The sequence below is a fragment of the Hyphococcus sp. genome, assembly GCF_965228385.1.
Taxonomy (GTDB): domain Bacteria; phylum Pseudomonadota; class Alphaproteobacteria; order Caulobacterales; family Parvularculaceae; genus Hyphococcus.
Genome location: NZ_OZ245810.1, coordinates 2,698,586 through 2,724,240, shown reverse-complemented (window position 1 = coordinate 2,724,240; position 25,655 = coordinate 2,698,586). Strand labels below are relative to the sequence as shown.

General features: G+C 55.9%; 21 protein-coding genes and 1 tRNA gene. 15 read left to right on the top strand and 7 right to left on the bottom strand.

Features of this window, described 5'->3' with window-relative positions:
• Positions 1-67: 67 nt before the first annotated feature.
• Positions 68-2,908, bottom strand: coding sequence for a PKD domain-containing protein (locus tag ACQK2Q_RS12685; RefSeq protein ID WP_425411162.1), 2,841 nt, complete (start codon positions 2,906-2,908; stop codon positions 68-70).
• A gap of 853 nt (positions 2,909-3,761) precedes the next feature.
• Here ACQK2Q_RS12685 and ACQK2Q_RS12680 point away from each other — a divergent pair.
• The 6 genes from ACQK2Q_RS12680 to ACQK2Q_RS12655 all read left to right on the top strand — a co-directional run bounded on the left by ACQK2Q_RS12680 (position 3,762) and on the right by ACQK2Q_RS12655 (position 8,595).
• Positions 3,762-3,959, top strand: coding sequence for a hypothetical protein (locus tag ACQK2Q_RS12680; RefSeq protein ID WP_425410105.1), 198 nt, complete (start codon positions 3,762-3,764; stop codon positions 3,957-3,959).
• A gap of 682 nt (positions 3,960-4,641) precedes the next feature.
• Entirely contained in the window at positions 4,642-5,532 is an 891-nt protein-coding gene (locus ACQK2Q_RS12675) for a c-type cytochrome (RefSeq protein ID WP_425410104.1), read from the top strand.
• Positions 5,533-5,782: 250 nt separating this feature from the next.
• Complete coding sequence (locus ACQK2Q_RS12670) at positions 5,783-6,127, top strand: hypothetical protein (protein ID WP_425410103.1); 345 nt, start codon at positions 5,783-5,785, stop codon at positions 6,125-6,127.
• Positions 6,128-6,210: 83 nt separating this feature from the next.
• Positions 6,211-6,765, top strand: coding sequence for a VOC family protein (locus tag ACQK2Q_RS12665; RefSeq protein ID WP_425410102.1), 555 nt, complete (start codon positions 6,211-6,213; stop codon positions 6,763-6,765).
• A 33-nt stretch (positions 6,766-6,798) separates the two neighbouring features.
• Positions 6,799-7,968: an aminotransferase gene (locus ACQK2Q_RS12660; RefSeq protein ID WP_425410101.1), complete on the top strand. Its 1,170-nt coding sequence runs from the start codon at positions 6,799-6,801 to the stop codon at positions 7,966-7,968.
• A 27-nt stretch (positions 7,969-7,995) separates the two neighbouring features.
• Positions 7,996-8,595 (top strand): thioredoxin family protein, encoded by a 600-nt coding sequence (locus tag ACQK2Q_RS12655; RefSeq protein ID WP_425410100.1) that lies wholly within the window; start codon positions 7,996-7,998, stop codon positions 8,593-8,595.
• Here the strand turns inward: ACQK2Q_RS12655 and ACQK2Q_RS12650 are convergent.
• Positions 8,592-9,779 (bottom strand): NAD-dependent epimerase/dehydratase family protein, encoded by a 1,188-nt coding sequence (locus tag ACQK2Q_RS12650; RefSeq protein ID WP_425410099.1) that lies wholly within the window; start codon positions 9,777-9,779, stop codon positions 8,592-8,594. The two genes, ACQK2Q_RS12655 and ACQK2Q_RS12650, sit on opposite strands and share 4 nt — an antisense overlap.
• Positions 9,780-10,158: 379 nt before the next feature.
• On the opposite strand from ACQK2Q_RS12650, the gene ACQK2Q_RS12645 reads away from it, so the two are divergent.
• Positions 10,159-10,860, top strand: coding sequence for a phosphoadenylyl-sulfate reductase (locus ACQK2Q_RS12645; protein ID WP_425410098.1), 702 nt, complete (start codon positions 10,159-10,161; stop codon positions 10,858-10,860).
• Here the strand turns inward: ACQK2Q_RS12645 and rfbA are convergent.
• The 3 genes from rfbA to rfbB are packed head-to-tail and all read right to left on the bottom strand — an operon-like array spanning position 10,857 to position 13,656.
• Positions 10,857-11,723: a glucose-1-phosphate thymidylyltransferase RfbA gene (gene rfbA, locus ACQK2Q_RS12640; protein ID WP_425410097.1), complete on the bottom strand. Its 867-nt coding sequence runs from the start codon at positions 11,721-11,723 to the stop codon at positions 10,857-10,859. The genes ACQK2Q_RS12645 and rfbA overlap by 4 nt on opposite strands.
• Entirely contained in the window at positions 11,720-12,592 is an 873-nt protein-coding gene (gene rfbD, locus ACQK2Q_RS12635) for a dTDP-4-dehydrorhamnose reductase (RefSeq protein WP_425410096.1), read from the bottom strand. The genes rfbA and rfbD overlap by 4 nt, the downstream gene beginning before the upstream one ends.
• An 8-nt stretch (positions 12,593-12,600) precedes the next feature.
• Positions 12,601-13,656 carry a dTDP-glucose 4,6-dehydratase gene (gene rfbB, locus ACQK2Q_RS12630; RefSeq protein ID WP_425410095.1) on the bottom strand — a complete coding sequence of 352 codons (1,056 nt, stop codon included), beginning with the start codon at positions 13,654-13,656 and terminating at the stop codon, positions 12,601-12,603.
• Between the two features lie 238 nt (positions 13,657-13,894).
• Between rfbB and ACQK2Q_RS12625 the strand changes: the two genes are divergently transcribed.
• From ACQK2Q_RS12625 to ACQK2Q_RS12610, 4 genes are all read left to right on the top strand, one after another.
• The gene (locus tag ACQK2Q_RS12625; protein ID WP_425410094.1) at positions 13,895-14,956 is read left to right on the top strand and encodes a helix-turn-helix domain-containing protein; all 1,062 of its coding nucleotides are present in this window, start codon (positions 13,895-13,897) and stop codon (positions 14,954-14,956) included.
• Between the two features lie 143 nt (positions 14,957-15,099).
• Positions 15,100-17,514 (top strand): TonB-dependent receptor, encoded by a 2,415-nt coding sequence (locus ACQK2Q_RS12620; protein WP_425410093.1) that lies wholly within the window; start codon positions 15,100-15,102, stop codon positions 17,512-17,514.
• Between the two features lie 111 nt (positions 17,515-17,625).
• Positions 17,626-18,576, top strand: coding sequence for an alpha/beta fold hydrolase (locus tag ACQK2Q_RS12615; RefSeq protein ID WP_425410092.1), 951 nt, complete (start codon positions 17,626-17,628; stop codon positions 18,574-18,576).
• Complete coding sequence (locus ACQK2Q_RS12610) at positions 18,577-19,896, top strand: spinster family MFS transporter (protein WP_425410091.1); 1,320 nt, start codon at positions 18,577-18,579, stop codon at positions 19,894-19,896.
• 94 nt (positions 19,897-19,990) lie between these two features.
• Here the strand turns inward: ACQK2Q_RS12610 and ACQK2Q_RS12605 are convergent.
• Positions 19,991-20,066, bottom strand: a tRNA-Ala gene (locus tag ACQK2Q_RS12605).
• 106 nt (positions 20,067-20,172) lie between these two features.
• Positions 20,173-20,607, bottom strand: a complete 435-nt coding sequence (locus tag ACQK2Q_RS12600) for a TIGR02300 family protein (protein WP_425410090.1) — start codon at positions 20,605-20,607, stop codon at positions 20,173-20,175.
• Between the two features lie 108 nt (positions 20,608-20,715).
• Between ACQK2Q_RS12600 and aroA the strand changes: the two genes are divergently transcribed.
• The 4 genes from aroA (at position 20,716) to mutM (ending at position 25,623) form a co-directional block, all read left to right on the top strand.
• A complete protein-coding gene (aroA, locus tag ACQK2Q_RS12595; protein WP_425410089.1) occupies positions 20,716-22,074 on the top strand; it encodes a 3-phosphoshikimate 1-carboxyvinyltransferase in 1,359 nt (452 codons plus the stop codon).
• Positions 22,075-22,146: 72 nt separating this feature from the next.
• Positions 22,147-22,791 carry a (d)CMP kinase gene (gene cmk, locus ACQK2Q_RS12590; RefSeq protein WP_425411161.1) on the top strand — a complete coding sequence of 215 codons (645 nt, stop codon included), beginning with the start codon at positions 22,147-22,149 and terminating at the stop codon, positions 22,789-22,791.
• Between the two features lie 170 nt (positions 22,792-22,961).
• Positions 22,962-24,677: a 30S ribosomal protein S1 gene (gene rpsA / locus ACQK2Q_RS12585; protein ID WP_425410088.1), complete on the top strand. Its 1,716-nt coding sequence runs from the start codon at positions 22,962-22,964 to the stop codon at positions 24,675-24,677.
• An 85-nt stretch (positions 24,678-24,762) separates the two neighbouring features.
• The gene (gene mutM, locus ACQK2Q_RS12580; protein WP_425410087.1) at positions 24,763-25,623 is read left to right on the top strand and encodes a bifunctional DNA-formamidopyrimidine glycosylase/DNA-(apurinic or apyrimidinic site) lyase; all 861 of its coding nucleotides are present in this window, start codon (positions 24,763-24,765) and stop codon (positions 25,621-25,623) included.
• Positions 25,624-25,655: the final 32 nt, after the last annotated feature.

The window sequence follows — 25,655 nt, the reverse complement described above, 5'->3', positions numbered from 1 at the left end:
GTCGGATATGAACGCCTAATCAGCTATCGATGTGTTTGCAGTCAACAGATTTCTGTAGGCAACGCGTTTATTGTTCATTGATGTGTACCGCAATGTTGTCGAATAAGCCGTCGGCGCGAAGCAAAACGATCAGTTGCATTCCGTCCTCAGAATAAAAAACCTTTGAAGCGCTGGTGTCGTGTGAAGCGCCGCCGGCCCCCGGAATGGGAGCCGGGTCTTCGATGCGCAGACGGTTCAGAAATTCATCATCATAAAACGCCAGCTTTCCTCGCGTATCCTCGTCGCTGAATTCTGCTGTTGCTACGGCCCAAGCCTTTGCTTCGGAGGAGTGATCGGCCCACTCAACGCGCGCGCCGGCGTCGGCCAATCGGCCCGCATATGTCATATCAACCGAAGGGTCTGCTTTCGAGTGAAACGCATTTCCTCCCGCAACAAGGAGCTGATTGCCGGATTCGCTTATCCAGATGTTGCCTGCGATCGGGTAATCTCCATGATAAGGCGAGTCGCCGAGGCTGGTCGATGGAAATGTTGAAACATCCCATTTTTCAAAATCCGAAGGGCTTAAGCCGCGATCTGCGCCGTATACCCATGGTTTGTTAGGATGCATTCGAATTTGAGTGCCTGCGCGAGGCCCGTAAGTTGTGTCAAATTGGTCGCCTGCAAAGTCAATCGAAACCAGTTCCGACCATTGATCTCTATACGGCACAATGTGCGCTACATAGGACGAGTCCAATACGACATCACCCCAGTCTTCACTATATTCCTGCGTATCGATGAGCGCGCCTGAAGATAAGTCTACGAGACTTGCGAGACCGGTGTGGGAAATTGCCGCCCGCAACCCATCTGGCGAGACGCCGACCGTATATCCTGTGCGGGGCAAGGGCAGGGTGATTTCGGACAGATCATCCAAACGTAAAATGTGGAGGGTCGGTGATGTGGCGGACAAGTAGACAAGAGCGTTCAGGGATTTGCTGTATTCCACATCAGCGATTGCGCCGTGTAATCTATGTACAAGTTCGTCTGAAGGTTCGAAAACGCTGACAGTCGCCAATGCTATTGGGCTTAGCTTTTCGCCATCGCTTACGCGAAGGGAAATTTCATAAACGCCAGCGATAACGGGCTGAAAAAGCAGGGTTTGCGTGTCTGTACCCGACAACTGTATGTCGCTTCCATCAGGCTGGCTCAATATTTCCCAATTGAATGTTAAACCTGAAAGCTCGGGATCATAACTGTCGTCTGCATGAAGTTGCACTGCGTCGCCCACGCGTTTCGTTGCATATTTCTGTAAGATGGCGACCGGCGGGCGGTTTAAAGCAGATAGATCAGGTTCCGCTCGGCTCAGGATGGCAAATTGTTGAGGGTTTTTCGGATCATCGACCGCGATCACGAAAACCTCGCTGGAGCTTTCGCTTGCGAAAACGAACTGAGCGGTCCAGCGCAAGTCAGAATCATTGCTGATATAGGGCAGGAAAAAAGTTTCCAGTTCTTCGCCATTCGTAATTGCGTATGTTGTTATATTGTGATCGCCATCACCGCCAGACTCAGGAATTGTATACCAGACATTATCAAATGCCGATGCGTCAGCATGAAGAAAATTAACGTGGTATGCCTCGCCGATCTGCATGGCGAATGTCAGATCAGACGCTCTGTTTTCAGTTGCACGGACGACAACGCCGCACCGAGTCAGTATTACCGCGCCGGATCCCTCCATCCATAAATCCCCGCAAAAAGGAAAATCGCCATGGTAAGGGGAATCATAATCAACTTGTGAACCATCCGCATTGAACGAGTAGCGCTCAACATCGCTCGGTGACGAACCGTTATCCGCGCCGTACATTTTAATCCCGGAGGGGTGGAGCTTTGCTTTTGTTCCCTCCTGCACAGATCCGCCGGTCGACGTATTAACCGCGCCGGTGGTAAGATCTACTGTGTGGATGTTGACCCACTGCCCGGTTGCTGGGAACCCGTGAGCGAAACCGCGTTCGTCGATGACGATGTCGCCGAGGTCGGCTGGAACGCTGAATGTATTCAGTAGCGCAAGGGAGGAGAGATCGATATGGGAAACCCATCCATCGTGAGCGACCGCTGCTTGGTCACCGGTTGGCGTGACGGATATAGCCTTGCCTGATACCGGTAAGGATATTGATGTAGTCGTCCCATCAGGCTCGACGACCGATACATTATCGTCGAACAAGACGACAATACGGTTGTTAGTCGCGTCAAATTCTACGTCGTCAAATCCGGCTAATGTTTTGAAGGTCGAGAACTGCGTCACAATTATAGGGTCGAGAATGTGCGACTCAACAGCGAAGCCATCGCTAACTGTTAGCTGAACTGTGTAAACGCCATGCGCGTCGAACTCCAACATCGCCGTTGAGCCGGTAAAGCTCGGCGCAATGCCTGATGCCTCAGGCTTTCCGATGAGGACCCATTCAAAAGAAAGAAGCTGGCCATTAGGGTCAGCCGATCCAGAAGCATCCAGTGACAGGCGCTCGCCGACTTTTGGATTTTTGTTGAATGATTGAATGGCAACCTGTGGAACATCGTTCGCCAATCTAACGCTGAGGCTGTCAGAACTGGACAGTCCTTCAGGGTCTGTAACGGTGAGAGTCAGTGCATAATCGCCGGGAGCAAGTGTTTCGAGTGTTGCGATCGCATTGTTTGGGTGACTTAAAACAGCGCCCGCGTTGGCAGGTTGAGATGATAAGCTCCATTCATAGTCAAGCGCATCATTATCAGGATCGCGACTTGCCGATCCGTCCAGCGTAACGCCTTCAGCCATGACGCTTTGCGCTATATCAGCGCCGGCGGCCGCTACAGGCGAACGATTTACCGCCGGTTTCGGTTGTGAAGGCGGATCCGCCGGACCATCTCCCTTGCATCCTGCAAACAAGAAGCCCAAACACATAATTATTAGGAATTGTCTCATTACGCCCCACCCATTTTAAGACCCAGTATTATACAATTACCAGCTTATATTGGCAGCATAGTCCATTGAACGAGCTCTTTGCTATAGAAGTCGGTAAAAAATATGCCCGAAAATTTCGCGGGGATATGCGGAACGGTATGTCGCGCAGAATGCTTGAGGGCGCCAAATCTTGGCCGCCGCCGGCGAATCGGTTTGACGAAAAATAAATGCCTACAACTCTTAGGGGAGAGGGTTGGTTAAGGAGGCTTGATGGGAAATGAATCTCTGAACTGCGCCGAACCCCGCACCCCAATAAGGCGAGTACGGATCAGGAATTTACATCCTGTGTGATGAATTCTTCTATATTTCCCAGAGTTGGTGGATAGATATCCACCACTTTTCCCGCGGCCTTATACTGCAAGGCAGTCCGGATATGGAGAGGCGTTGAGCTCGCCGTTTCTCAGCGGTCCGGATCGCGGCGCGAGGGAGGCGATGGGGGGTGAAGCGGCAAACATTGTTTTCGCAGCGATTGTTGAACAATACCCCCTCCGGTCCTTCGGACCGCCTCCCCCGCAGGCGGGGGAGGCGACTTTCATACTGTGCGGCAGACTGCGTCTTCCCCCGTTTACGGGGGAAGTCCCGGCGAAGCCGGGGATGGGGGTTAAGGCGGCATATTCTGTGTGCGCCGTGCTTTCCGGACAATGCCCCCTGCGTCTGCTGCGCAAGACACCTCCCCCGCAAAACAGGGGAGGAGAATGGCGTCCCCGTAAAAATCATCTCACACCCCTTGCGCCGCGCCTATAAAATGTATATACATTGCCTATCGAAGTGATAACGAGGCGGCGCGGCCCTGATGGCCAACAGCAAACGGTCGGCAAAAAAAGCCCCGGAAAAACGGGAAAAGAAAAATAAAAAAGACAGCCAGCTTGTGATCCGGCTGAACAGGGAATTGCGCGACCGTTTCGTTGATCTTTGCGAGGAGCTGGACACCAGCGCCGCGCGCGAGCTGCGCGGGTTCATGAAGGAATTCGTGCGCAGGCACGAGCAATAAGAAAAGCAAGGAGTCTCCACCCATGTCCAAGAAGAAAAAAGTCAAAGCGCTGAAAAAAGAAATCAAGTCGCGCAAGCAACGCATTGCGCGGCAGGAAACCAAACTGAAAAAAGCAAGAAAAGCGCTGAAAAAAGCGGCCTGACGCCGGCTCTTTTCAAACAACTGCAAAACCCGCCGCATTCAATCTCCCCCAAGCCGGCGGGTTTTTTTATTGCGCGTGCTTGCGCCCGTCAGCTTTCGCGCCGCCTTTGCCGGCCGGGAAAGTCCGCACCCCAATAAGGCGAGTGCGGATCAAAATTTTACATCCTGTGTGATGAATTCTCGCATTTTTCCCAGTGTCGGTGGATAGATATCCACCCCCTGACGGTCCGCCCCTATACTCCTGAAGTCGCGCGGGCGGTTCTGCAACGGCGTTGCATCCCTCCCCGCGTGCGGGCGTTATTCATCCGCCCGCTTTTACAGCGGGCCCGGAAAACTGACAGGAGAAAAAAGGTGCACAACATTTTCGGCAAAGTTGCACAACAACCGGCGGAACGCCTTGCGCTGTGCGGGACAGACGCGCCGCGCATTTCGGGGTTGTACAACTTTTCAGCCTGCGCCTTGTGCGCCGTCTTGCGATCGGCCGGGAGCGCGCTAGGCTCGCCCCGGCAAGCCCATTCGGGCGCATCCGGGGAGGGAGTTGATGCTGCGCACGCTGATCATGACCGTCGGCGTTGTCGCCGCCGCCGCCGCGCTGGGGTTCGGCGCTGTCTATTTTATGAGCGAGGCGCGGCTGCGCGATGCGGCGCGGGGCTCCGCTTTCGATGCGGCGATCCCGTCTGACGCCGCGTCTTTAGAGCGCGGGCGGCATATCGCGCGCACGCGCGGCTGCTTCGGCTGTCACGGGCAACAGCTTGAGGGCAAGGATTTCGGCGAGCAGTGGGACTGGCCGGAACGCGCCGTCGCCCCGAACCTAGCGGCCTATGCGCGCGCGCATGACGCCGCAACGATGGAGGCGGCGATCCGTCAGGGGATCGGCGCGGACGGCAGGGCCCTGATGGCGATGCCGTCGTTCAATTTCACGCGGCTGACGGATGATGATACGGCGGCGCTGATTGCATTTTTACGCTCCGCGCCGGTGACGAAGAGCGATCTGCCGGAAGCGAAACTCGGCTGGTCGGTGCGTTTCGATCTGGCGCGCGGCGCCGAGACGACAATGACGGACTGGGTGCGCGCGGTCCCGGCGTTGCGCGTCGATGCGGCGGCGGAACCGGAGCGCGCGCGCGGCGAATATCTCGCCATGACCATGTGCAATGAATGCCACGGATTGGACGTGCGCGGACAAATGCTGTTTGGGCCGCCGACGCCGGACCTCGCCATGGTCGCTGCGATCAGCCGCGCGGATTTCGAAAGGCTGATTACGACCGGCGTCGGCGTGGGCGTGGGCGGGCGCGAGCTCGGTCTGATGGGACTTGTGGCGCCGGACCGGTTCCCGGCGCTGACCAGCGAAGAGATCGACGCGCTTTACGCCTATCTCGTCTCGCTGGCCGGCGAGCCCGCCGCACCGGATGTTTTCTGGCGCCCGGCGCCGTAACGCGGTGCTTGCGTGCTGCGGCCCTGCGGCGCCAATGCGCCCTCGGGGGGCGACGCCGGTCTGAACATTACGGAGTGTTCATGGGACGGAGCACTCTCCAGCGCCGGGCGCGAGGCCCTGGCGTCAGGACCGGCCTTATTTCATGCGGGTTCTGATAATTTTACGTTGCCGGCGCGCCAAGGGTTGAACTTTTTGCATTGCAATGTGTTATAGTGCCGGAATCGCAAGACACTAAAGAAGGGGCGAACCTATGAGAAACCGATTTTTGACAATACTGGCGCTGGCGTTCGGCGCGGCAAGCTTGACCGCTTGCGGAGAACAGAGCGCTGAAGAACAACTGGAAGAAGCGGGCGAAGACGCGCGCGAAGCTGCGGAAGAGGCCGGCGAAGATGCTGAAGACGCCGCCGACGCCGCGGGCGACGCCATGGACGAAGCCGCCGAGGATATGGAAGAAGCCGGCGAGGACGCCGCCGAAGGCATGGGCGAGGCTGCTGAAGACGCGGCCGATGAATCCGGCGACGCCATCGACGAAATGGCCGAGGACATGGAAGACGCCGTAGAGGACGCCGCTGACGAAGAAGATCCGAATAACTAAGGCTTGTTCTTCCGGCAATTTATTGAAAAGCCGCCCCTATGTGGGCGGCTTTTTTTTGCGGCAGTGGCGAGACGGCGCGCCTGATGAGTGCTATTTTTTCATTCAGACAGATCTTCCGCATGGGTGATGATATGAAAATCTTTCCGGTTATAATTTGCGCGCTCTTCATGCAAGCCACGGCGGCCTGCGCAAGCGCCGCACAAAATGATGCGAGCGTGCAGGAAGATCTGACGCCGAGGCTGATCGCGATTTCCGTGTCTGATCTTGATGACGCTTCCGCCTGGTACGTAACCTATTTCAATTTTGAAGAAACAAAACGTTATGCGTTCCCTGAGGACGGGATGCGGATTGCGTTTCTGGAAAGAAACGGATTTGAACTCGAACTGATCGAAATCGCAAACGCCGCGCCCTACGCCGCGCCTGATCCGGACAATCCGTCTACGCGTCAGGGGTACAACAAGCTGGCGTTCTATTCAGAAGATATCGATGCGCTTTACACAAACGCGCAGGATCGCGGCGCACAGGTGCATTCGGTTTTATCGAACAGCAACCGCACCGGCGGCAGGTTTTTTATCCTGCTCGATCCTGACGGGAATTGGGTGCAGGTCTTTGGCCCCGCGCTGCAATCTGATAAGTAGGGTGGGCAACGCACTGGCATTTGAAAGGCGTGAATGACCCGCTCTTTGAACGATGTTTTTTCCGGCCGGCCGCAATCGATTTTCCCGACCATGTCGGGTCTCGCCCGCAAACATGACGCGATTAATCTCGGTCAGGGATTTCCAGACGAAGACGGCCCGGATGAGATATTAGAGCTTGCTGCGCGCCTTATTATTGAGGGGCCGAACCAGTATGCGCCTGTCGGCGGCGTCCCGGCGTTGCAGGAGGCGGTGGCGCGGGACAACAAGCGATTTTATGGACTGGATATCGATCCCTATACGCAGACCCTGATAGTTTCAGGCGCGACGGAAGGGCTGGCGGCGGCGTTTCTGGGGTTTTTATCGCCGGGCGATGAGGCTGTGCTGCTCGCCCCGTTTTATGAATGCTACGCGCCCCAGATCGAGGCTGCGGGCGCGCTCACGCGGTTTGTCGATCTTGATCCGCCCGAATGGCGTCTTCACGCCGACGCGCTCGAAAAAGCGATTACGGACAAGACGAAGATTATCGTCATTAATTCACCGCATAATCCTCTTGGCAAGATCATGAGCATGGATGAGCTGGAAATCGTTGCGGACGCGGCGCGCCGTCATGATTTGATTGTTATTTGCGACGAAGTTTACGAGCATTTGATTTTTGACGGCGCGCGGCACGTTCCGCTGATGACGCTGCCCGGCATGTTCGAACGGTCGGTCCGCATCGGGTCGGCGGGAAAGACATTCTCGCTTACCGGTTTTCGCATTGGTTATGTGACAGGTCCGGCGGACCTCATCACGGGCGTTCTAAAATGCCACCAGCATTTGGCCTATACGTCGCCGGCGCCGCTGCAAAAAGCCGTCGCTTATGGTCTGGATATGGGCGATGAATATTATGACGAATTCAGAACTGATATGCAGCAAAAGCGCGATCAGATGAGCGCCGGGCTGGAGGCGGCGGGATTCGATGTTTTGCCCTGCGAAGGAACATATTTCATTACCGTCGATATTCACTCCGTAAACCGGAATGACGATGTCGCTTTCTGTCGCGAGATCACAGAAAAAGCGGGCGTGGCGGCTGTGCCCATATCCGCCTTTTATCATTCTTCGCAAACAAACGCGCCGCGAAACTACGCGCGGTTCTGTTTTTGTAAAAAGCCGGCGGTTATCGCAGAAGCTTCGCGGCGTCTCGCCGAATATTTCGCGGCGTGAAACCGGTTCATTGAGAGGGCGTTTAACATGTTCAAAGCGGCTATTGTTCTTGCGGCGCTGTTGTTTGGGCCGGGATGCGTCAAGGCTGTATCAACGACAGCCGGCGCCGCAGCGAACGTCGGGAAAGCGGCGGTAAAAACGACGGCGAATGTTTCTGGCGATGTGGTCGAGGCGGCGGCGGGATCAAAAGACGCCGATAATGATCATCATCATGACAGCCATCATGACGATGATCCGCGACCTTTCGACGCCTCGCGCAATGCCATGATGGATGTCGATGCGGCGTTGGCGGCGGCGCAGGTCAGCGGCAAGAATGTCCTTCTGGCGCTCGGGGGCAACTGGTGTCACGACAGCCGCGGGCTGGCCGCCAAATTTGAACGCCCTGAACTCGCCCGGGTTATCGCTGACGGATATGAACTCGTCTGGGTTGATGTCGGTTATCGCGACCGCAATCTCGATGTGCCGGCGCGATACGGCGTGATGGAGTTGCACGGCACGCCGACCATATTAATTTTATCGCCGGACGGCGCGCTTCTTAACCGCGACAGCGTTCATGACTGGCGCACCGCAGATTCAAAGCCCTATGATGAAACGCTGGTCTATTTTCAGCGTTACGCCGCGCGCTAATTTTTTTCGGCGCTCTGCTGTTCATTGGTCCAGTATGAGACGCAAGGAATTTTGGATTTGTCGCATCGATCCGCGTATTTTTTTGCGATTTCCGCGACTTCTTCCAGCAGGCCTTCCTCAAGTGTAATGGGGTCAAGGCCAAGACCAAGCAGGCGCTGATTTTCGACATTCAGCTCATTTTCAGCGTCTTCTTTTCGCGGATTGTTGACGTATTCAATCGTCGCGCCGGTCTTTTTCTCGATCAGCTTGGCGAGGTCGCGCACGCGATGGGTTTCGGTCATCTGGTTCAGGATGCGCACGCGCTCACCGTGTTGCGGCGGCGTCTCAATGGCGAGCTCGATACATTTAACCGTGTCCTGAATATGGATGAAGGCGCGGGTCTGTCCGCCTGTGCCGTGAACCGTCATGGGGAACCCGACAGCCGCCTGCATCAGGAAACGGTTGAGCACCGTTCCGTAATCGCCGTCATAGTCGAAGCGGTTGATCAGGCGCTCGTCTTTTTTTGTTTCCTGTGTCTGCGTTCCCCAGACTATGCCCTGGTGCAGGTCTGTCACTTTCAGCCCGTCATTCTTGTTATAGAACGCGAACAGCAACTGATCCTGAGTTTTGGTCATATGATAGATCGATCCCGGATTGGCGGGATAAAGAATCTCCTGGCGAATCTCGCGTCCGTCGTCAGTCTCGATCTTGATCGGCAGATAGCCTTCGGGAATTTTCATGCCCGCCGTGCCGTATCCATAAACGCCCATTGTGCCCAGATGCACAAGATGCGCGTCAACGCCAGCCTCGACGATGGCGGCGAGAACGTTGTTGGTGGCGTTGAGGTTGTTATCCACCGTGTAACGTTTGTGATAGGACGATTTCATAGAGTAGGGCGCCGCGCGCTGCTCGGCGAAATGGACGATCGCGTCGGGCTCGAAATCCTTGATGAGGTTCATCAGCCGCGCATAATTTTTGGCCGCGTCGATATTTTCGAACATAATGCGCCGGCCCGAGACTTCCTCCCACGCTTTCAGGCGCGTTGAAATGGGCTGGATCGGGGTCAGGCTTTCCACTTCCAGTTCAATATCGATCTTACGCCGGGAGAGATTGTCCACGATCATGACGTCGTGGCCCAAATTGGACAAATGCAGGCTGGTCGGCCAGCCGCAAAATCCGTCGCCCCCAATGACCAGGATTTTCATACGTATCATCCTATTTTTCGAAGTCTCACATAAGCCAGGGGCGGCAAAACGCCCGTTCCGCGCTCTCTTAGAGCTTCGCCGTTCACTCGGCAACACCTTGAAGAAAGCGAACCGGACGCCTCAACTGGTGTTTCCTCCCATAAGGGTCCGCCTCCGGCCTGTCAGGCGCTTTCAAGGAACACGCCAGCCGCTACCCTGCTTTATGGTTACCGGGAGCGAAACCGGCCGGAACCGTGTTGCGAAAGACGCCCTCTATCGGGGAAGCCTTCTATAGGGGAGGCAAGTCAATATTGACGGATCGCGCGCCAGCCCGTTAGCTGCCGACGCGTGATGTCCTTTCGCCCAATGCAAGGGCGTAAAATGTCAGGAAAAGCGTAGAGTGTCCGCCGTAGATGAAAAAACAGGCGATTTGAACGCCCTTTACGAAGACCGGGATGCGGCGTGGATTATCGCTCATGCGCTTCAAGAAGCATTCCCCGGGCGGATGGCGTTTGTGTCTTCTTTTGGAGCGGAATCGGCGGTGCTGTTGCATCTGATGGCGAGCGTCGATCCGTCTGCGCCAGTGCTCTTTCTCGACACCCACAAATTGTTCGGCGAGACCGTTCGTTATCGCTCGCGGCTTCAGCATCAACTGGGGCTTGAGGATGTCCGTGTGATCGGTCCGAGAAAAGCCGAACTGGACGAGAGTGATCCGCAAGGCACGCTTTCGATGCACGATCCTGACAAATGTTGCGATCTGCGCAAGACACGGCCACTGACGCGCGCGCTAACCGGGTTTGACGGCTGGGCTACGGGCCGCAAGCGCCACCAGACAGCGTTCCGCAAGGAAATGGATATTCTCGAATTTGACGGGCGCCACTACAAGCTGAATCCGCTCGCCGCCTGGACGCCGCGCCAGGTCGTCGAATACGCCGCCGAGCATAAACTGCCGCCGCATCCGCTCGTGCGTCAGGGCTATCACTCCATCGGCTGCATGCCGTGTACGTCGAAAGTTGTTGATGAGACTGACGCCCGTTCCGGCAGATGGTCCGGTCAAGCCAAAACCGAATGCGGCATCCACATGAAGAAAACAGAAGATTAAGCGCCGGCGAGACGTAATAAATATTGTCCGTACTGGTTTTTTTCCAGCGGCTTAGCGAGTTTTTCCAGCTGATCGCGATCAATAAACCCTGAACGGTACGCGATTTCTTCAGGGCAGGATATTTTCAGCCCCTGCCGGGTTTCGATAGTCTGTACAAAATGCGCCGCTTCAAGCAGTGATTCATGCGTGCCTGTATCGAGCCATGCAAAACCGCGTCCTAGCATTTGCGCGCGCAAGCCGCCATCGTTCATGTACATTTCATTCAGGGTTGTGATTTCAAGTTCGCCGCGGTCGGACGGCTTTACGTTTTTGGCGCGCTCGACAACGGTTTCATCGTAAAAATATAGTCCTGTCGCAGCGAAATTCGATTTCGGTTTCTCTGGTTTTTCCTCAATCGAGATGACTTCGCCGTCAGGATTGAATTCGACGACGCCATAGCGTTCAGGGTCGGTGACCTGATAGGTGAAAATGACCGCGCCGCTATCAAGACTTGCGGCGTCGCGAAGCTGCCTGGTCAGGCCCTGCCCATAAAAAATGTTATCACCCAGAACGAGTGCGCATTTGTCGCCGCCGATAAATTCCTCGCCGATAATAAAAGCCTGCGCAAGGCCGTCGGGACTGGGTTGCACGGCGTAACTGATGTTCACGCCCCAATCAGCGCCGTCGCCAAGCAGTCGCTCGAATGCAGGGCAATCCTCAGGCGTTGTAATAATCAGTATATCGCGAATGCCCGCCAGCATGAGCACGCTCAGCGGGTAATAGATCATTGGTTTGTCGTAGATCGGCGTCAGCTGTTTTGAGACGCCGCGCGTAATCGGGTAAAGCCGGGTGCCCGAACCGCCGGCAAGGACGATGCCTTTCATTGGATTTCTTCCTTATTGCGAAGCGCAGCGAGAACGCGTCTCAATCCAACACGCCAGTCGGGTTGTCCGATCCCGAAATCGCGTTCGATTTTTGCGCAGTCGAGCACAGTATGTAACGGGCGGGCCGCAGCGGTGGGATATTCGGATGTCGGAATTGGCGCCACCGCGACTTCCGCATTGGCGATTTCAAAAATCTTTTTTGCGAAATCAGCCCAACTGACAGCGGGCGCGCCTTGAAAATGGTAAACGCCGCGGCCCGGCGCGCCGCGATATTTTTTTCCTGCAATGGCGAGAATGGCCCGGGCGATATCGTGCGCGTCTGTGGGCCCGCCGATCTGGTCGGATACGATGGACAGCTCTTTGCGATTATCAGAAAGCCTCAGCATGGTTTTCACGAAATTGGCGCCATATTCGGAAAACACCCAGGACGTGCGCAGTATAAGAGCGTCCGGGTTCATTTCGAGAACAGCCGCTTCTCCATCCAGTTTCGATCGTCCGTAAACATTGCGAGGGTCTGGCGGCGCGCTCTCTGCCAGATGGTCTTCAGCATCCCCGTTAAAAACATAATCCGTAGAAATATGAATGAAAGGAATGGCGTTGCTTGCGCAGGCCGCCGCCATTTCTTTCGGCGCGTCAGCGTTCAGCCGTTGCGCGGCGGCGGTATCGGTCTCGGCTTTGTCCACGGCGGTATAAGCCGCGGCGTTGACGACGATTTGCGGTTCGTGTTCCGCGATAGTGCGTTGCGCTGCGCCCTCATTTGTGAGATCCGCTTCGGCCCGACCCAGGAAAATCAACCCGCCTGAATCACCCGCCACGTCGTCCAATGCGCGCGCGACTTGACCGTTTTTACCGAATACCAGAATGCGCATGGAAACAATCAGCCCTTTTTTCCAAGACCCTGCCGCGCCGTGACATCAAAGCCGCGATTTCTGATGGCGTCCCACCATTGTTTATTTTCCAAATACCATTTTACCGTCAGCCGCATGCCCTCATCGATAGTCTGCGCCGGGGACCAGCCAAGTTCGCGCTCAATTTTATCGCAGTTAATGGCGTAACGCTGATCGTGGCCGGGCCGGTCAGCGACGAATTTTATCAAACCCTCATGGGGCTTGTGGGGTGAATCAGACAACTCTTCATCGAGGATCTGACAGATCATCTTGACGAGTTCGAGATTGCTGCGTTCCGCACGCCCGCCCACATTGTATGTCTCGCCGGGTTTGCCTTCGCGCGCGACCAGCAGCAATGCGTCCGCATGGTCGCCCACATAAAGCCAGTCGCGAATATTGTCGCCTTTGCCGTAAATGGGAATTTCGCGACCCTCCAGCGCGGCAATGATAACAACCGGGATCAATTTTTCCGGAAACTGATAGGGGCCGTAATTGTTCGAGCAATTGGTGACGACCACAGGCAATCCAAAAGTCTCTCGCCAGGCGCGCGCCAGCATATCGGAAGATGCTTTCGCCGCAGAGTAGGGGGAATTGGGCTGATAGGGCGAGCTTTCGGTGAACTCGCCGGTCGGGCCGAGCGAGCCGAAAACTTCGTCCGTGGAAATATGGTGAAACCGGAAATTCTTGGGAGCAGCGCCGCTTTCGGCATAGGCGCGCGCCGCCTCCAGCAAAGCGTAAGCCCCGATTATATTCGTTTGAATAAACGCCCCCGGCCCGTCGATTGAGCGGTCAACATGCGTTTCTGCGGCGAGGTTCATCACCGAATCCGGTTTGAAATCCGCCATCAGGTCATTCATGGCCGGCAGATCGCAAATGTCCTTTTGTGCGAAATGATACCGTGGGTTGTCAGCGACCTCGGCGATATTATCCAGGCTTGCGGCATAGGTGAGTTTGTCAACATTGAGCACCTCATCGCCGTCGGCGATAGCCTGGCGCACGACTGCCGATCCTATGAAGCCGGCGCCGCCGGTAACCATGAGCCGCATGAATTACTCCTGTTTCGTTAACTGTTTTCCAGCAGCAAGTTTTGCGCCGCAGCGAGGGTGGTAACACGCCTTTGCGGAGAGTTCATAGCCGCATGGTTAATTCTTTATAAAACGGTCCCGCTGGTGCAATTTGCCGCCGGCTGAAGCTGACGGTTCGGCCTTGTCATGGCTGCCCTCAATCTTGTCTTGTTGGCCAAAGAAAGGCTACGAGACAACGCTGTTGAGGAACAGACCGCAGATGACCCTCGCCGACAGCCAACCCATCGCCGTATCGCGCGCGCGCATCACGCCCTTGCTGGAGAAGGCGCGAGAAGCGGGTATTGATATTGCCGAGTTGTTGAGGTCGCTGGAGCTGGATGGTCAGCTGGCGAGCGCGCAAGGCCCCAATGAAATTTCTCTTGCTGATTACTACCGGATTCAAAATCGCCTATCGAATTTGTTCGGTGATGAAACCGTGCATCTTTCGTCGCGGCAGTTGCTGCAGGGAAGCACTGATTTTGTATTGCAGCATGTGGACGACGGCGACAATTTATATGAAGTGATGCGGGTGATCGCCAGGTCATACAACATGCTTCATGGAGGACAGTACAATACTGTCGTAAAAAACCGGTCGTCTGTCGACTACATAATAAACGACAAGGAATTTCCTTATTCGAATATCGATTCCAATGAGTATATATACTTTTCCATTGAGTGCATTCTGATTTTTTTACATTGTATGCTGATGATCATTTCTCCCATGGCCGAAGGCGCCGTGCGCAATCTTTATGTTCGCCGGCCCAGTCCGGGCGGCGATTGCGCGCATCTTGGCTATTGGAGCGCGCCTATACGTTTTGGCGCCGAGCAATATCGTATTGTCTTTGATGCGGACATTGCGTTGCGGCCAATAACAATACCGCCCCCTGAAGCGCTGACGTCTAATGCGGTATATCAGAAAATCGTCGAGGCCGTGGCGGTGAAGGGCGCGCGCAAAACTGCGCTGCAGTCGACAACGCGGCTCGTTCGCGACGCGCTTGCGCGGGGTGTTGTCGAACAGTCCGAAGTGGCGACCCAGATGAATGTCAGCGTTGCGACATTGCGAAGGCGCCTGGACGCTGAGAACAGCCGGTTCAGGGAATTGAGAAAAGAAGTTCTCAATGAGGAGGCCCAGCGCTTGCTGATGGCGAAAAAGTCGGTGGCCGAAGTCTCTGAAGCGCTGGGTTTTTCCGAGTTTCGCGCCTTCAATCGGGCTTTTAAAGACTGGAACGGCTTAACGCCCAAGGCCTTTTTGCGCGAGGCGCGAATGCGCGGCAAACTTTGAATTCTTTATGGTTTTCAAATTGAGCGTTCACGGAATGAGCGAAAAAGTACACCTTTTCTGAGCATTCCCGTCATTATGCGGCGATCCTGAAAAGCCTACCGTCAAAAAAAAATACAACTATTTCAAGTTCTGGGAGGCTGATAATGTCGAATATTCGCACTGCGCTACAACTGGCGGGCGGCAAGGCCGCGTTGCTGGCTTTTTCTTCAACGATATCGCTGACAGCAGCACCGGCGGCCGTGGCGCAGGATGCGGCGTTGGAAACCGACGGCGACGTCATCGTCGTTTCCGCGCGACGGCGTGATGAGTCGCTGCAGGATGTACCGGTCGCAGTCAGTGCGTTTTCCGGCGAAAAGCTGAACGCGCTTGGCGTCGTCGATTTGACCGATATTGAAGCCATCACGCCGAACGTAACGCTGGAAACCTCGCGGAGTACGAATTCCACGATTACCGCTTTCATCCGGGGCGTCGGTCAACAAGATCCGGTCGCCGGCTTTGAGGCGGGCGTCGGCATTTATATTGACGATATCTATCTGAACCGTCCGCAGGCGGCGCTTCTTGATGTTTACGATGTGGAGCGGATCGAGGTTCTGCGAGGCCCTCAAGGCACGCTTTACGGGCGCAACACCATCGGCGGCGCCATCAAATACGTAACACGCCGGCTGGCGGATGAGCCGCAGGCGAGTGTGCGAGTAACAGGGGGAACATACGGTCAGATTGACGCCATTGGTTCGTTTTCACTGCCGCTGCTGCAAAATTCCGGCATTGGCGATCTGAAATTCGGCGGTTCGGTCGGCTATTTTCATCGCAACGGATTTGGCGACAATCTCAACCTTAATGGTGTTGAGAACTACAACAAGGAAGTGCTTGCGGGCCGGGCGACCATCGAATGGGATCCGGCTGAGGCGTTTTCGCTTCGCATCACGGGCGACTGGACGGATGATAATTCCGATCCCCGCCAGGGCCACCGGTTGTTGGATTTTACGGGATTTCCTGTTCTTGACGATGTCTTCGACACGCGTTCGGGTTTGAATTCACCGGAGCAGAGCGTTGTCTCCCGCGGTGTTTCCGCGACGGCGGAATGGCGGCTCAACGATAATTTCACACTTAAAAATATCGTTGGCTATCGCGATGACGAGACCTTCACGCCAATTGATTTCGACAGCCTGCCGCTGGTCGATCTTGATGTGCCTGCTATCTACAAAAACGATCAGTTCAGCGAAGAAATCCAGTTGCTGTATGAAAGCGACCGTTTGAACGGCCTTGTCGGTTTTTATTATCTGAAGGCCAACGCTTCGACGGAATTCGACGTATTGCTGGGAACATCCACGCCGATTTTCGTAGCGCTGAATTTGCTTCCCGATACGGCGATGCTTTTTAACTCCTATACATTTGGCGATGTTGAAACGGATACGTGGTCGGTTTTCGGCAATTTTTCCTACGATCTGACAGATACGCTCAGCATCGAACTGGGCGGGCGCTACACCAGCGACGAGCGGACTTCGCAAATTCAGCGCCGCGCTTTTGAGGGCGCTTCGCCTTCTTTTGGGGGAAGCACGCCTCCGGTTGAATATGCGGCCTTCACCACAACGCCGGACTTTACTGGGTCGGCGAAATTTACCGAGTTTGACCCGCGCGCCAGCATCACATGGCAGGCGACGCCGGATCATTCGTTCTATGTTTCCTATTCGGAAGGCTTCAAGGGCGGCAGTTTCGATCCGCGCGGCGCAACGAATGCGGCGCCGGACCTTGACGAAGACGGCGTCGGGCTGACCACCAACGGCGTCGCCGACTATGACGATGAACGCGCGTTTATTCTGTTCGAGCCTGAGGAAATTACGACCTACGAAGCGGGCTGGAAGGCCAGCCTGCAAAATGGCCGCTACACGTCAAATCTGGCGGTTTTCTTCAGCGATTATACGAATGTGCAAATCCCCGGCTCGATCGGCATCGACAGCAATGATGACGGCATCGCCGACAATTTCGCAGGCGTGACGACGAACGCGGCGGCGGCGACGCTTTACGGCGTTGAGTGGGAAGGATTGCTGGGGCTCGCGCGCGATTTCGGGCGCGAGGGAGACGTCGTCGATTTCCAGTATGCGCTTGGCTATATCAGCGCCAAATTCGACGAATTCACCGGCCAGACCGGCGCGGACGTCTCCGATCTCGCCGTCTTTCAGAACACGCCGGAAATAACCGCATTCGGACAATTATCTTATACAACGCCGGCGCAGATTTTCGGCAGCGACGGCGCTGCGAATATTTATTCTTCTTTCTCCTACCGCAGCCTGACGCACCAGTTCGGCTACCGGTCCATGCTTGATCAGCCGGGATTTGTTTTGTTCAACGCCGGCTTGAACTGGACGCCTGACAGCGGCCGATACACATTCAGCGTCCATGGCACGAACCTGCTCGACAAAGAGTATATCGTCGCCGGCTATGACTTCGTCACGTCTCAGCCTGCGTTCGGCAACTCGCCGCTCGGACTGACGGGCGTGTTGACGTCATTTTATGGTAATCCGCGCCAGGTGTTTGCAACGGTCAGCGTGAACTTCTAATTTCGACCGCCGTTGTAATTGACTTATAGTCTATAGCAGGCGGCGCTGTTTCCAGCGCCGCCGTTTTTCCGGCGGCAAGGCGTTGGCGGTAACGGGGATACGAACAAAAACATGAAAAAAATATTTCTCGCGCTACTGGTTCTGCTTATCGGCGCTGGCGGCTACTTCTTGTTAAAGTCTACAAAAGGAGCCGATGCGACCGGCCTTGAAAAAATCTATCTCACGGAAAATGACCGGTTTGTGGATATCGCCGGCGCCCGTGTTCGCATACGCGAGCAGGGCCCGGAAAATGCAAAACCTGTCGTCCTGGTTCACGGATTTACGCATAGTCTTGAAACCTGGGACGGCTGGGCCGACGCGCTGAAATCGGACTACCGCGTCATAAGGTACGACCTTTTGGGACACGGCTTGACCGGTCCTGATCCGAAAGAGCGCTATTCGCCAGCCGAGCGCGCAGCATTTATCGGAGACGTTTTGAATGCGCTCGGGCTGGATCATCCAATCATCGCTGGCAATTCACTCGGCGGTCTCGCCGCCTGGCGCTTCGCCGCCGGCAACCCGGAAGCTGTCGATGCGCTTATCCTCATTTCGCCGGGCGCGTTTCCCCTGAACGGCGCCAGTGAAGAACCAGCTGAAATTCCAGCCGCCATGAAGGCATATTTGTTAACCGCTCCGGAAGCGGGCGTTCGGACAAGCGCTGAATATATTTACGCCGATGATACAAAAATCACCGATGCGCGCATCGCGCTCATGCGCGACATGATCCGGCGTGAAGGCAACGGCGCCGCCATGATTAAATCGCTGGAAGAGTTTACCTTGCCGGACCCATCCGACGATCTGAAAAAAATTACTACGCCGACGCTTCTCATGTGGGGAGAGGATGACGTTATCATCCCTATAGAGCAGGGCCGGCGCATTGAACAACTCATTCCCGGCGCGCGCATGATTATCTATCCGGGCGTCGGCCATGCGGCGCAGGAAGAAGCGCCGGCGAAAACCGTCGCCGACGCAATATCCTTTATGGAATCCTTGCCGGAAGCGAACATGCAGGGTGCGGAATAGATGAGCGCGCCGCCCGCATCGCCGTTCTACCGCGGCTATGTTCTTTTCATTCTGGTCGTCGTCTACACGTTCAACTTCATCGACCGTCAGATCGTCGGTATTCTTGCCGTGCCGATCAAATCAGATCTTGCGCTCACCGATACGCAACTCAGCCTCATGGGCGGATTGGCGTTTGCTCTTTTTTATACGTTTTTGGGAATACCGATTGCGTTGCTGGCCGACCGGTCCAGCCGGACCTGGATCATGACTGCGGCGCTGTCGGTCTGGAGCGCCATGACGGTGGCGTGTGGTTTCGCCCAGAATTTTTTCCAGTTATTTCTGGCGCGCCTCGGCGTCGGCGTCGGGGAAGCTGGCGGCGTTGCGCCCGCATATTCCTTAATCGCGGATTATTTTCCACCGGAGCAGCGTGCAAGAGCGTTGTCGGTGTATTCATTCGGAATTCCGATAGGCTCTGCGCTCGGCATCTTGTTAGGCGGCGTCCTGACGAGTTATCTGGGCTGGCGATCCGCCTTTGTGATCGTCGGTCTGGCCGGGCTGGCGATCGCGCCGGTCTTCCGGCTGACCATGCGTGAACCAAGGCGTGGCGGGCTCGACAGCGCGGGCGCGGTCACGACGCCGGCCAAGGTCGTTGACGTCGTCTCAACGCTTGTCAGCAAACCCAGTTTCTGGGGGCTGTCGCTGGGCGCTGCAAGCTCGTCCATGATGGGCTATGGGCTGATTTTCTGGCTCCCGTCCTTTTTTGTGCGCAGCTTCGGCGAGGCGCTGCCGGAATTTTTCTCATGGATGCCGGACTTTCTGATACCGGCCAACGCCGGGCCGTTGCTTTTTGCCTCTTATTTTTACGCGACCATCCTACTGCTCGGCGGCATTGTGGGAATATGGATAGGAGGCGCAATTGCAGATCGTTACGGCCCGGAACGCAAATCCGCCTATGCGCTTGTACCGGCCGCTGCGTTCATCGCGACCTTGCCGTTTTTTGTAATAGGGGTTCTGGCGCAGTCGCTCTGGGTCGCATTCCCCGCGTTTCTGGCTTTGCAGGCGTTAAGCCTGGTCTGGCTTGGCCCGGTGCTGACGGCGTTCCAGCAATTGGTGCAGCCAAACATGCGCGCCACGGCGTCGGCAGTCTTTTTGTTTATCAACAATCTTATCGGGATCGGCGTCGGCAACCTGATTATCGGCGCGATTTCAGATTCGCTGCGCGCAAGCTACGGCGATGAATCGTTACGCTATGCGATACTGTCCGGCGTTGTGTTCTACATTATTGCGGCCGCGCTTTTTATCGTGACGGCCCCACGCCTGAAAAAAGACTGGGCAGCCTGATACCAAAACAACACGAATATATCTGCCGTGAATGAAACAAGATATTCAGGCGGCGGAAATCTCAATTTGTTAAAATTCTGGTCATCACGAGTGCTGGTGGAGCTAGGCGGAATCGAACCGCCGACCTCTTGCATGCCATGCAAGCGCTCTCCCAACTGAGCTATAGCCCCTGACAAGCGCAGATTATACGCTCTTAAGGTATTCAGGATGCGGGAACTTAGCGACGCCGATGAGGGCGCGCAAGTGCAATGTCTGCCACACTAAATGTCGGCCGTACTAATCGTCGTCATCGCCGCCTTTTTTGACAATCGCGGACATATCGTCATCGTCGTCATCATCCAGCAGCCCGTCATCCTCCTCGTTGTCGTCATCTTCGAGATCGACGTCGATGTCCTTGATGGCGGCGAGTTCATCGTCGTCATTCTCGTCTTCATTGTCATCTTCGTCGTCGAGGGACGGTCTGCGATTTGATTTGGCGGCTTTTTTCTCTTTTTCCGCCGACTCAAGAGACGTTTCACGGTCTGATTTCTTTTCGGCCTTCGGCGCCGTGCTCTCTTCTTCTTCCTTGCGGCCGCGCCGAGGTTTTAACAAAGGCTCCGGAACAAATTCATGGTCGCATTTCGGACAATGCGCGGGTTCCTTGTTGAGGTCGTAAAAGCGAGAGCCGCATTCCGGACAATCCCGCTTTACGCCAAGTTCTGGTTTGCTCATGCCAGTGGTCCCTGGAGAAAAATCTTCTGAAAGAACGCCCTGTTGCCATGGGTGGAGGCGGCTGTCAAAAGAATTGGCGCGATTTCAGGATTGGGCGAGGGAGCCTAGATGGCGCAAGCTTCATTTGATGAATTGCCAAAACGGACAAAAGGCGCCGGGCGCGCTGCACGCGACGGCGCGCTGTCCGGCGGCGTCCGCGCGCCGGGCGACAAGTCAATTTCCCATAGAGCGCTGATTTTATCCGCGCTCGCAGAAGGCGAAAGCCGGATCGCCGGACTTCTGGAAGCTGATGATGTCTTGCGCACGGCGTCGGCCTTGCGCGCGCTCGGCGTCGGTGTGCAAAAGGACGTCGCGGCGGACGGCGCTGCGTGGCGTGTCCGCGGCGGGTCATGGGGCAGCCTTTCGCGCGCCTTATATTTGGGTAATTCCGGCACCGGCGTTAGGCTGTTGATGGGCGCAGCCGCAGGCGCCGGCGCGGCCGCTGTTTTCGACGGCGATATTTCATTGCGCGCAAGGCCTATGGGAAGGGTGCTGGAGCCTTTGCGCATGATGGGAGCCTCGATGGAAAGCCGCGACGGCCGGCTGCCGGTTTCTTTGATGAGCGAAGGCGGCCTTTCAGCGGTAGACGTTAAGCTCGCCACCGCCTCCGCACAGGTAAAGTCCGCGATATTATTGGCGGCGCTGGGCGCAACAGGGAAAACCCGTATTCATGAACCGGTCTTGTGCCGCGATCATACGGAACGCATGCTGGCCGCTTTCGGCGCGTCTCTTTCCATGACGCCGGACGGCGAGGGCGGGCGGTTTATCGAAATCGCCGGAGATCAGCGATTGACCGCCTGCAATGTGACGGTGCCCGGCGATCCATCCTCGGCGGCGTTTCCGGTTGTGGCGGCGCTGATAACGCCTGGATCCGATGTGACGGTCAGGGGGGTGTTGCTCAACCCGCTCCGGTCAGGATTGTTTGATACTTTGAGGGAGATGGGCGCGGATTTATCATTTGATAACAAGCGCGAAACGAATGGCGAGACGGTCGCCGACATTCGCGCGCGGCATTCGGTGTTGAACGGCGTCGCTGTTCCGGCTGAACGCGCGCCCGCGATGATCGATGAATATCCAATTCTGGCGATTGCCGCCGCCTATGCGCATGGCGAGACCGTCATGCGCGGCGTCGGTGAGTTGCGCGTAAAGGAAAGCGACCGGATTGCAGCGGTGGAGGCGGGGCTGACGGCATGCGGCGCCGAGGTCTCCAGCGGCCCGGATTGGTTGAAAGTTCACGGCGCCGCCGGACTGCAAGGCGGCGCCAGGATCAAAACCCGGCATGATCACCGCATCGCCATGAGCTTTCTCATCGCTGGTTTGGCGAGCGAAAAACCAATCGACATTGACGACATGACGATGATTGCAACGAGTTTTCCAAATTTTCTGGACGTCATGCGGGAGATCGGCGCTGATATCATTGACGCGTAATCTGTATGCTTGCTTTGACGTTATCGCTCTTGCTAGGTGCAAAACATGGTTAGCGCGCCCGAAACATCATCGATTGTGATCGCGCTTGACGGTCCCGCCGCGTCAGGGAAAGGGACGCTGGCGCGCCTGATTTCCGATCATTACGGTTTTGCGCATCTTGATACCGGCACGCTTTACCGCGGCGTCGCCTGGGTGGTGCTGAACGAAAACGGCGACCCGTCCGATGCGGAGATTGCCGCCGGCGCGGCGAAGGCGTTTGAAATCGAGAAAATTGAAAACGCCGATATCCGCACGAAAGAAGTCGGCGCAGCGGCCAGCGTCGTCGCCGCCAATTCAGGTGTCCGCGCCGCGCTTTTGGAGTTTCAGCGCCGTTTTGCTGTGACGCCGCCGAGAGGCGCGCCTGGTGCGGTGCTGGACGGGCGCGATATCGGCACGGTTGTCTGCCCGGACGCCACCGTAAAATTCTTTGTCACCGCAAGCCCGCAAATAAGGGCGCACCGGCGCTGGCTGGAGCTCGTTGAAAGCCGACCTGACCTGAAAGAATCCGATATTTATCAGGACCTTCTGGAGCGGGACGCGCGCGACGCCGCGCGCGAAGATGCGCCGATGCAAGCGGCTGCGGACGCGGAGTTGCTAGATACGACTCATTTGTCTATAGACGCGGCTTTCGCGGCGGCGCGCCGCGTGATTGACGGCGTTTTCCGGCATTGCGGCTGAGGCTCTCAGCTACGGCCGAACCATTCTGAAAACGTGTTTTTTTGTCCGTCTATCCGGAATTTGCGCCGTCATATTTTTTAACTCGGCTCAATCGTCCGGGGGAAAACTCCCGGAAAGACCGCCGGATCAACCGGTAGGCATATAAGCTGAAAACTGGAGTACCGACACTCGTGTCTGCAACCGAAACCCTTAACCCGTCCCGCGACGATTTCGCGGAAATGCTCGAAGCCTCTCTCGTCGGCCGTCAGGATTTTGAAGAAACGGTCGTCAAAGGCAAAATCACCGCCATCGAAAAAGATGTCGCCGTGATCGACGTAGGTCTCAAAACTGAAGGCCGCGTCGCGTTGAAAGAATTCTCCCAGCCTGGCAAGCCTGCCGAATTGAATGTCGGCGATGAAGTTGAAGTCTTCGTTGAGCGCGTTGAAAATGCGAATGGCGAAGCTGTCATCAGCCGCGAAAAGGCCCGCCGCGAGGAAGCCTGGGATCGTCTCGAAAAAATCTATGAGAAAAACGAACGCGTCGATGGTGAAATCTTCAACCGCGTCAAAGGCGGCTTTACGGTCGATCTTGGCGGCGCCGTCGCCTTTTTGCCGGGCTCACAAGTCGATATCCGCCCTGTGCGCGACGCCGGCCCGTTGATGAATATCCCGCAGCCGTTCCGCATTCTTAAAATGGACAAGCGCCGCGGCAATATCGTCGTATCGCGCCGCGCCATTCTCGAAGAAGATCGCGCCGAACAGCGTCAGGAAGTCGTCAAGGAATTGAACGAGGGCGATGAGCGCGAAGGCATCGTGAAAAACATCACCGAATATGGCGCATTTGTCGAGCTTGCGCCGGGCGTTGATGGTTTGCTGCACGTTACCGATATGTCGTGGAGCCGCGTCAATCACCCATCAGAAGTGCTGGGCGTTAACGACACGGTTCGCATCAAAATTATCAAGATCAATCCTGAAACCCACCGGATTTCTCTCGGTATCAAGCAACTGACGCCTGATCCGTGGGAAGGCGTCGCCGCAAAATACCCGATCGGCGCCAAGTTCAAGGGCAAAGTCACGAACATCACCGACTACGGCGCGTTCGTTGAGCTTGAAGACGGTATTGAAGGTCTGGTGCACGTCTCCGAGATGAGTTGGGTGAAGAAAAACGTCCATCCGGGCAAAATCGTGTCGACGTCTCAGGAAGTCGAGGTGATGGTGCTTGAGGTTGACGAGTCCAAGCGGCGCATATCGCTCGGTCTGAAGCAATGTCTCGACAATCCGTGGGAGCGCTTCGCTGAAGAGCACCCGATCGGTTCCATGATTGAAGGCGAAATCAAGAACATCACCGAATTCGGTCTTTTCGTTGGTCTCAATGAAGAAATGGACGGCATGGTGCACCTGTCGGATCTCGACTGGAATCGTTCCGGCGAGGACGCCATCAAGGACTACGAAAAAGGCCAGGTCATTCAGGCGAAAGTGCTTGATGTCGATCCTGAGAAGGAACGCATTTCGCTTGGCGTGAAGCAGGTTGGATCCGATCCGATGGAAAGCATTGGCGATATCCAGCGCGGTTCCGACGTTACATGTACTGTGACCGCGATCGAAACCGGCGGCATTGAAGTGCAGATCGGCGCTTCCGACGGACCGAAAGCCTTTATTCGCAAGTCAGATCTATCGAAAGATCGCACCGAACAGCGGCCTGAACGGTTCGCCGTCGGCGATAAGATCGATGCACGCGTCACCTCGATCGACAGCAAGTCCCGCCGCATCAATGTTTCGATCAAGGCGCGTGAAGTTGCTGAGGAAAAAGAAGCTGTTGCGCAGTTCGGTTCAGCCGATTCCGGGGCTTCGCTCGGCGATATTCTCGGCGCTGCGCTGAAAGAGAACGACGGCGAGAAGAAAGAATAGTCGCAACCAATACGTCGCGACGTGCAATTTCGCCCCCAGCGCCTTTGGCGTTGGGGGCGTTTTAGTGCAGAACCGCACGCAGCTTATGCCCGAACTACCAGAAGTCGAGACAGTGAAGCGGGGGCTCGCGCCAGTTATGGAGGGGGCGGTGTTCGCGCATGTCGAAATGCACCGCCCGGACTTGCGTTTTCCCTTTCCGGCGCGTTTTCAAGAAAGGCTGACCGGCGGAAGGGTTGAATTTCTTGATCGCAGGGGAAAATACCTGATTGCAAGGCTTTCCACCGGCGAAAATCTGATCATGCATCTGGGCATGTCAGGGCGTTTCACGATTGCGGAGCGTTCGAAAAATCAGCCGGGAGCTTTCACTACGGTTCAAAAGTGCAATCCCGCGCATGATCATGTTGTCTTTCACGTAGAATCCGACAAACGGCAGGTCATTATTTATAATGATCCGCGCCGCTTTGGATTCATGGATATCGTAAACGCTGGCGACCTTGAAACCTGTAAGCATTTTAAGGCGATGGGACCAGAACCGCTTGGGAATACATTTACATCCAACGCTCTCAATATATCGCTGAAGGGTAGGCTTTCACCTGTTAAGGCGGCGCTGCTGGATCAGCGTGTCGTGGCCGGCCTTGGTAACATTTACGCATGCGAGGCTCTGTATCGGGCCAGGGTGTCGCCAAGACGGAAAGCCGCATCGGTTTGCGGAATTCGGGGCGAGCGCCTTCACGGCGCTATCTTGAGCGTTCTAAGGGACGCTATCGCCGCTGGCGGATCGACATTACGTGATTTTGCAGGCGCGGGAGGCGATTCAGGCTATTTTCAGCATCGATTTGACGTTTATGGCCGGGAAGGCGAGCCGTGCCTGTCCTGCGGCGGCACAATATCGCGTATAATCCAAAGCGGCCGGTCGACATTCTTTTGCGGTCATTGTCAGCGCTGAACCCGGGATGAATCAGGTTTTAAAATAAGGTG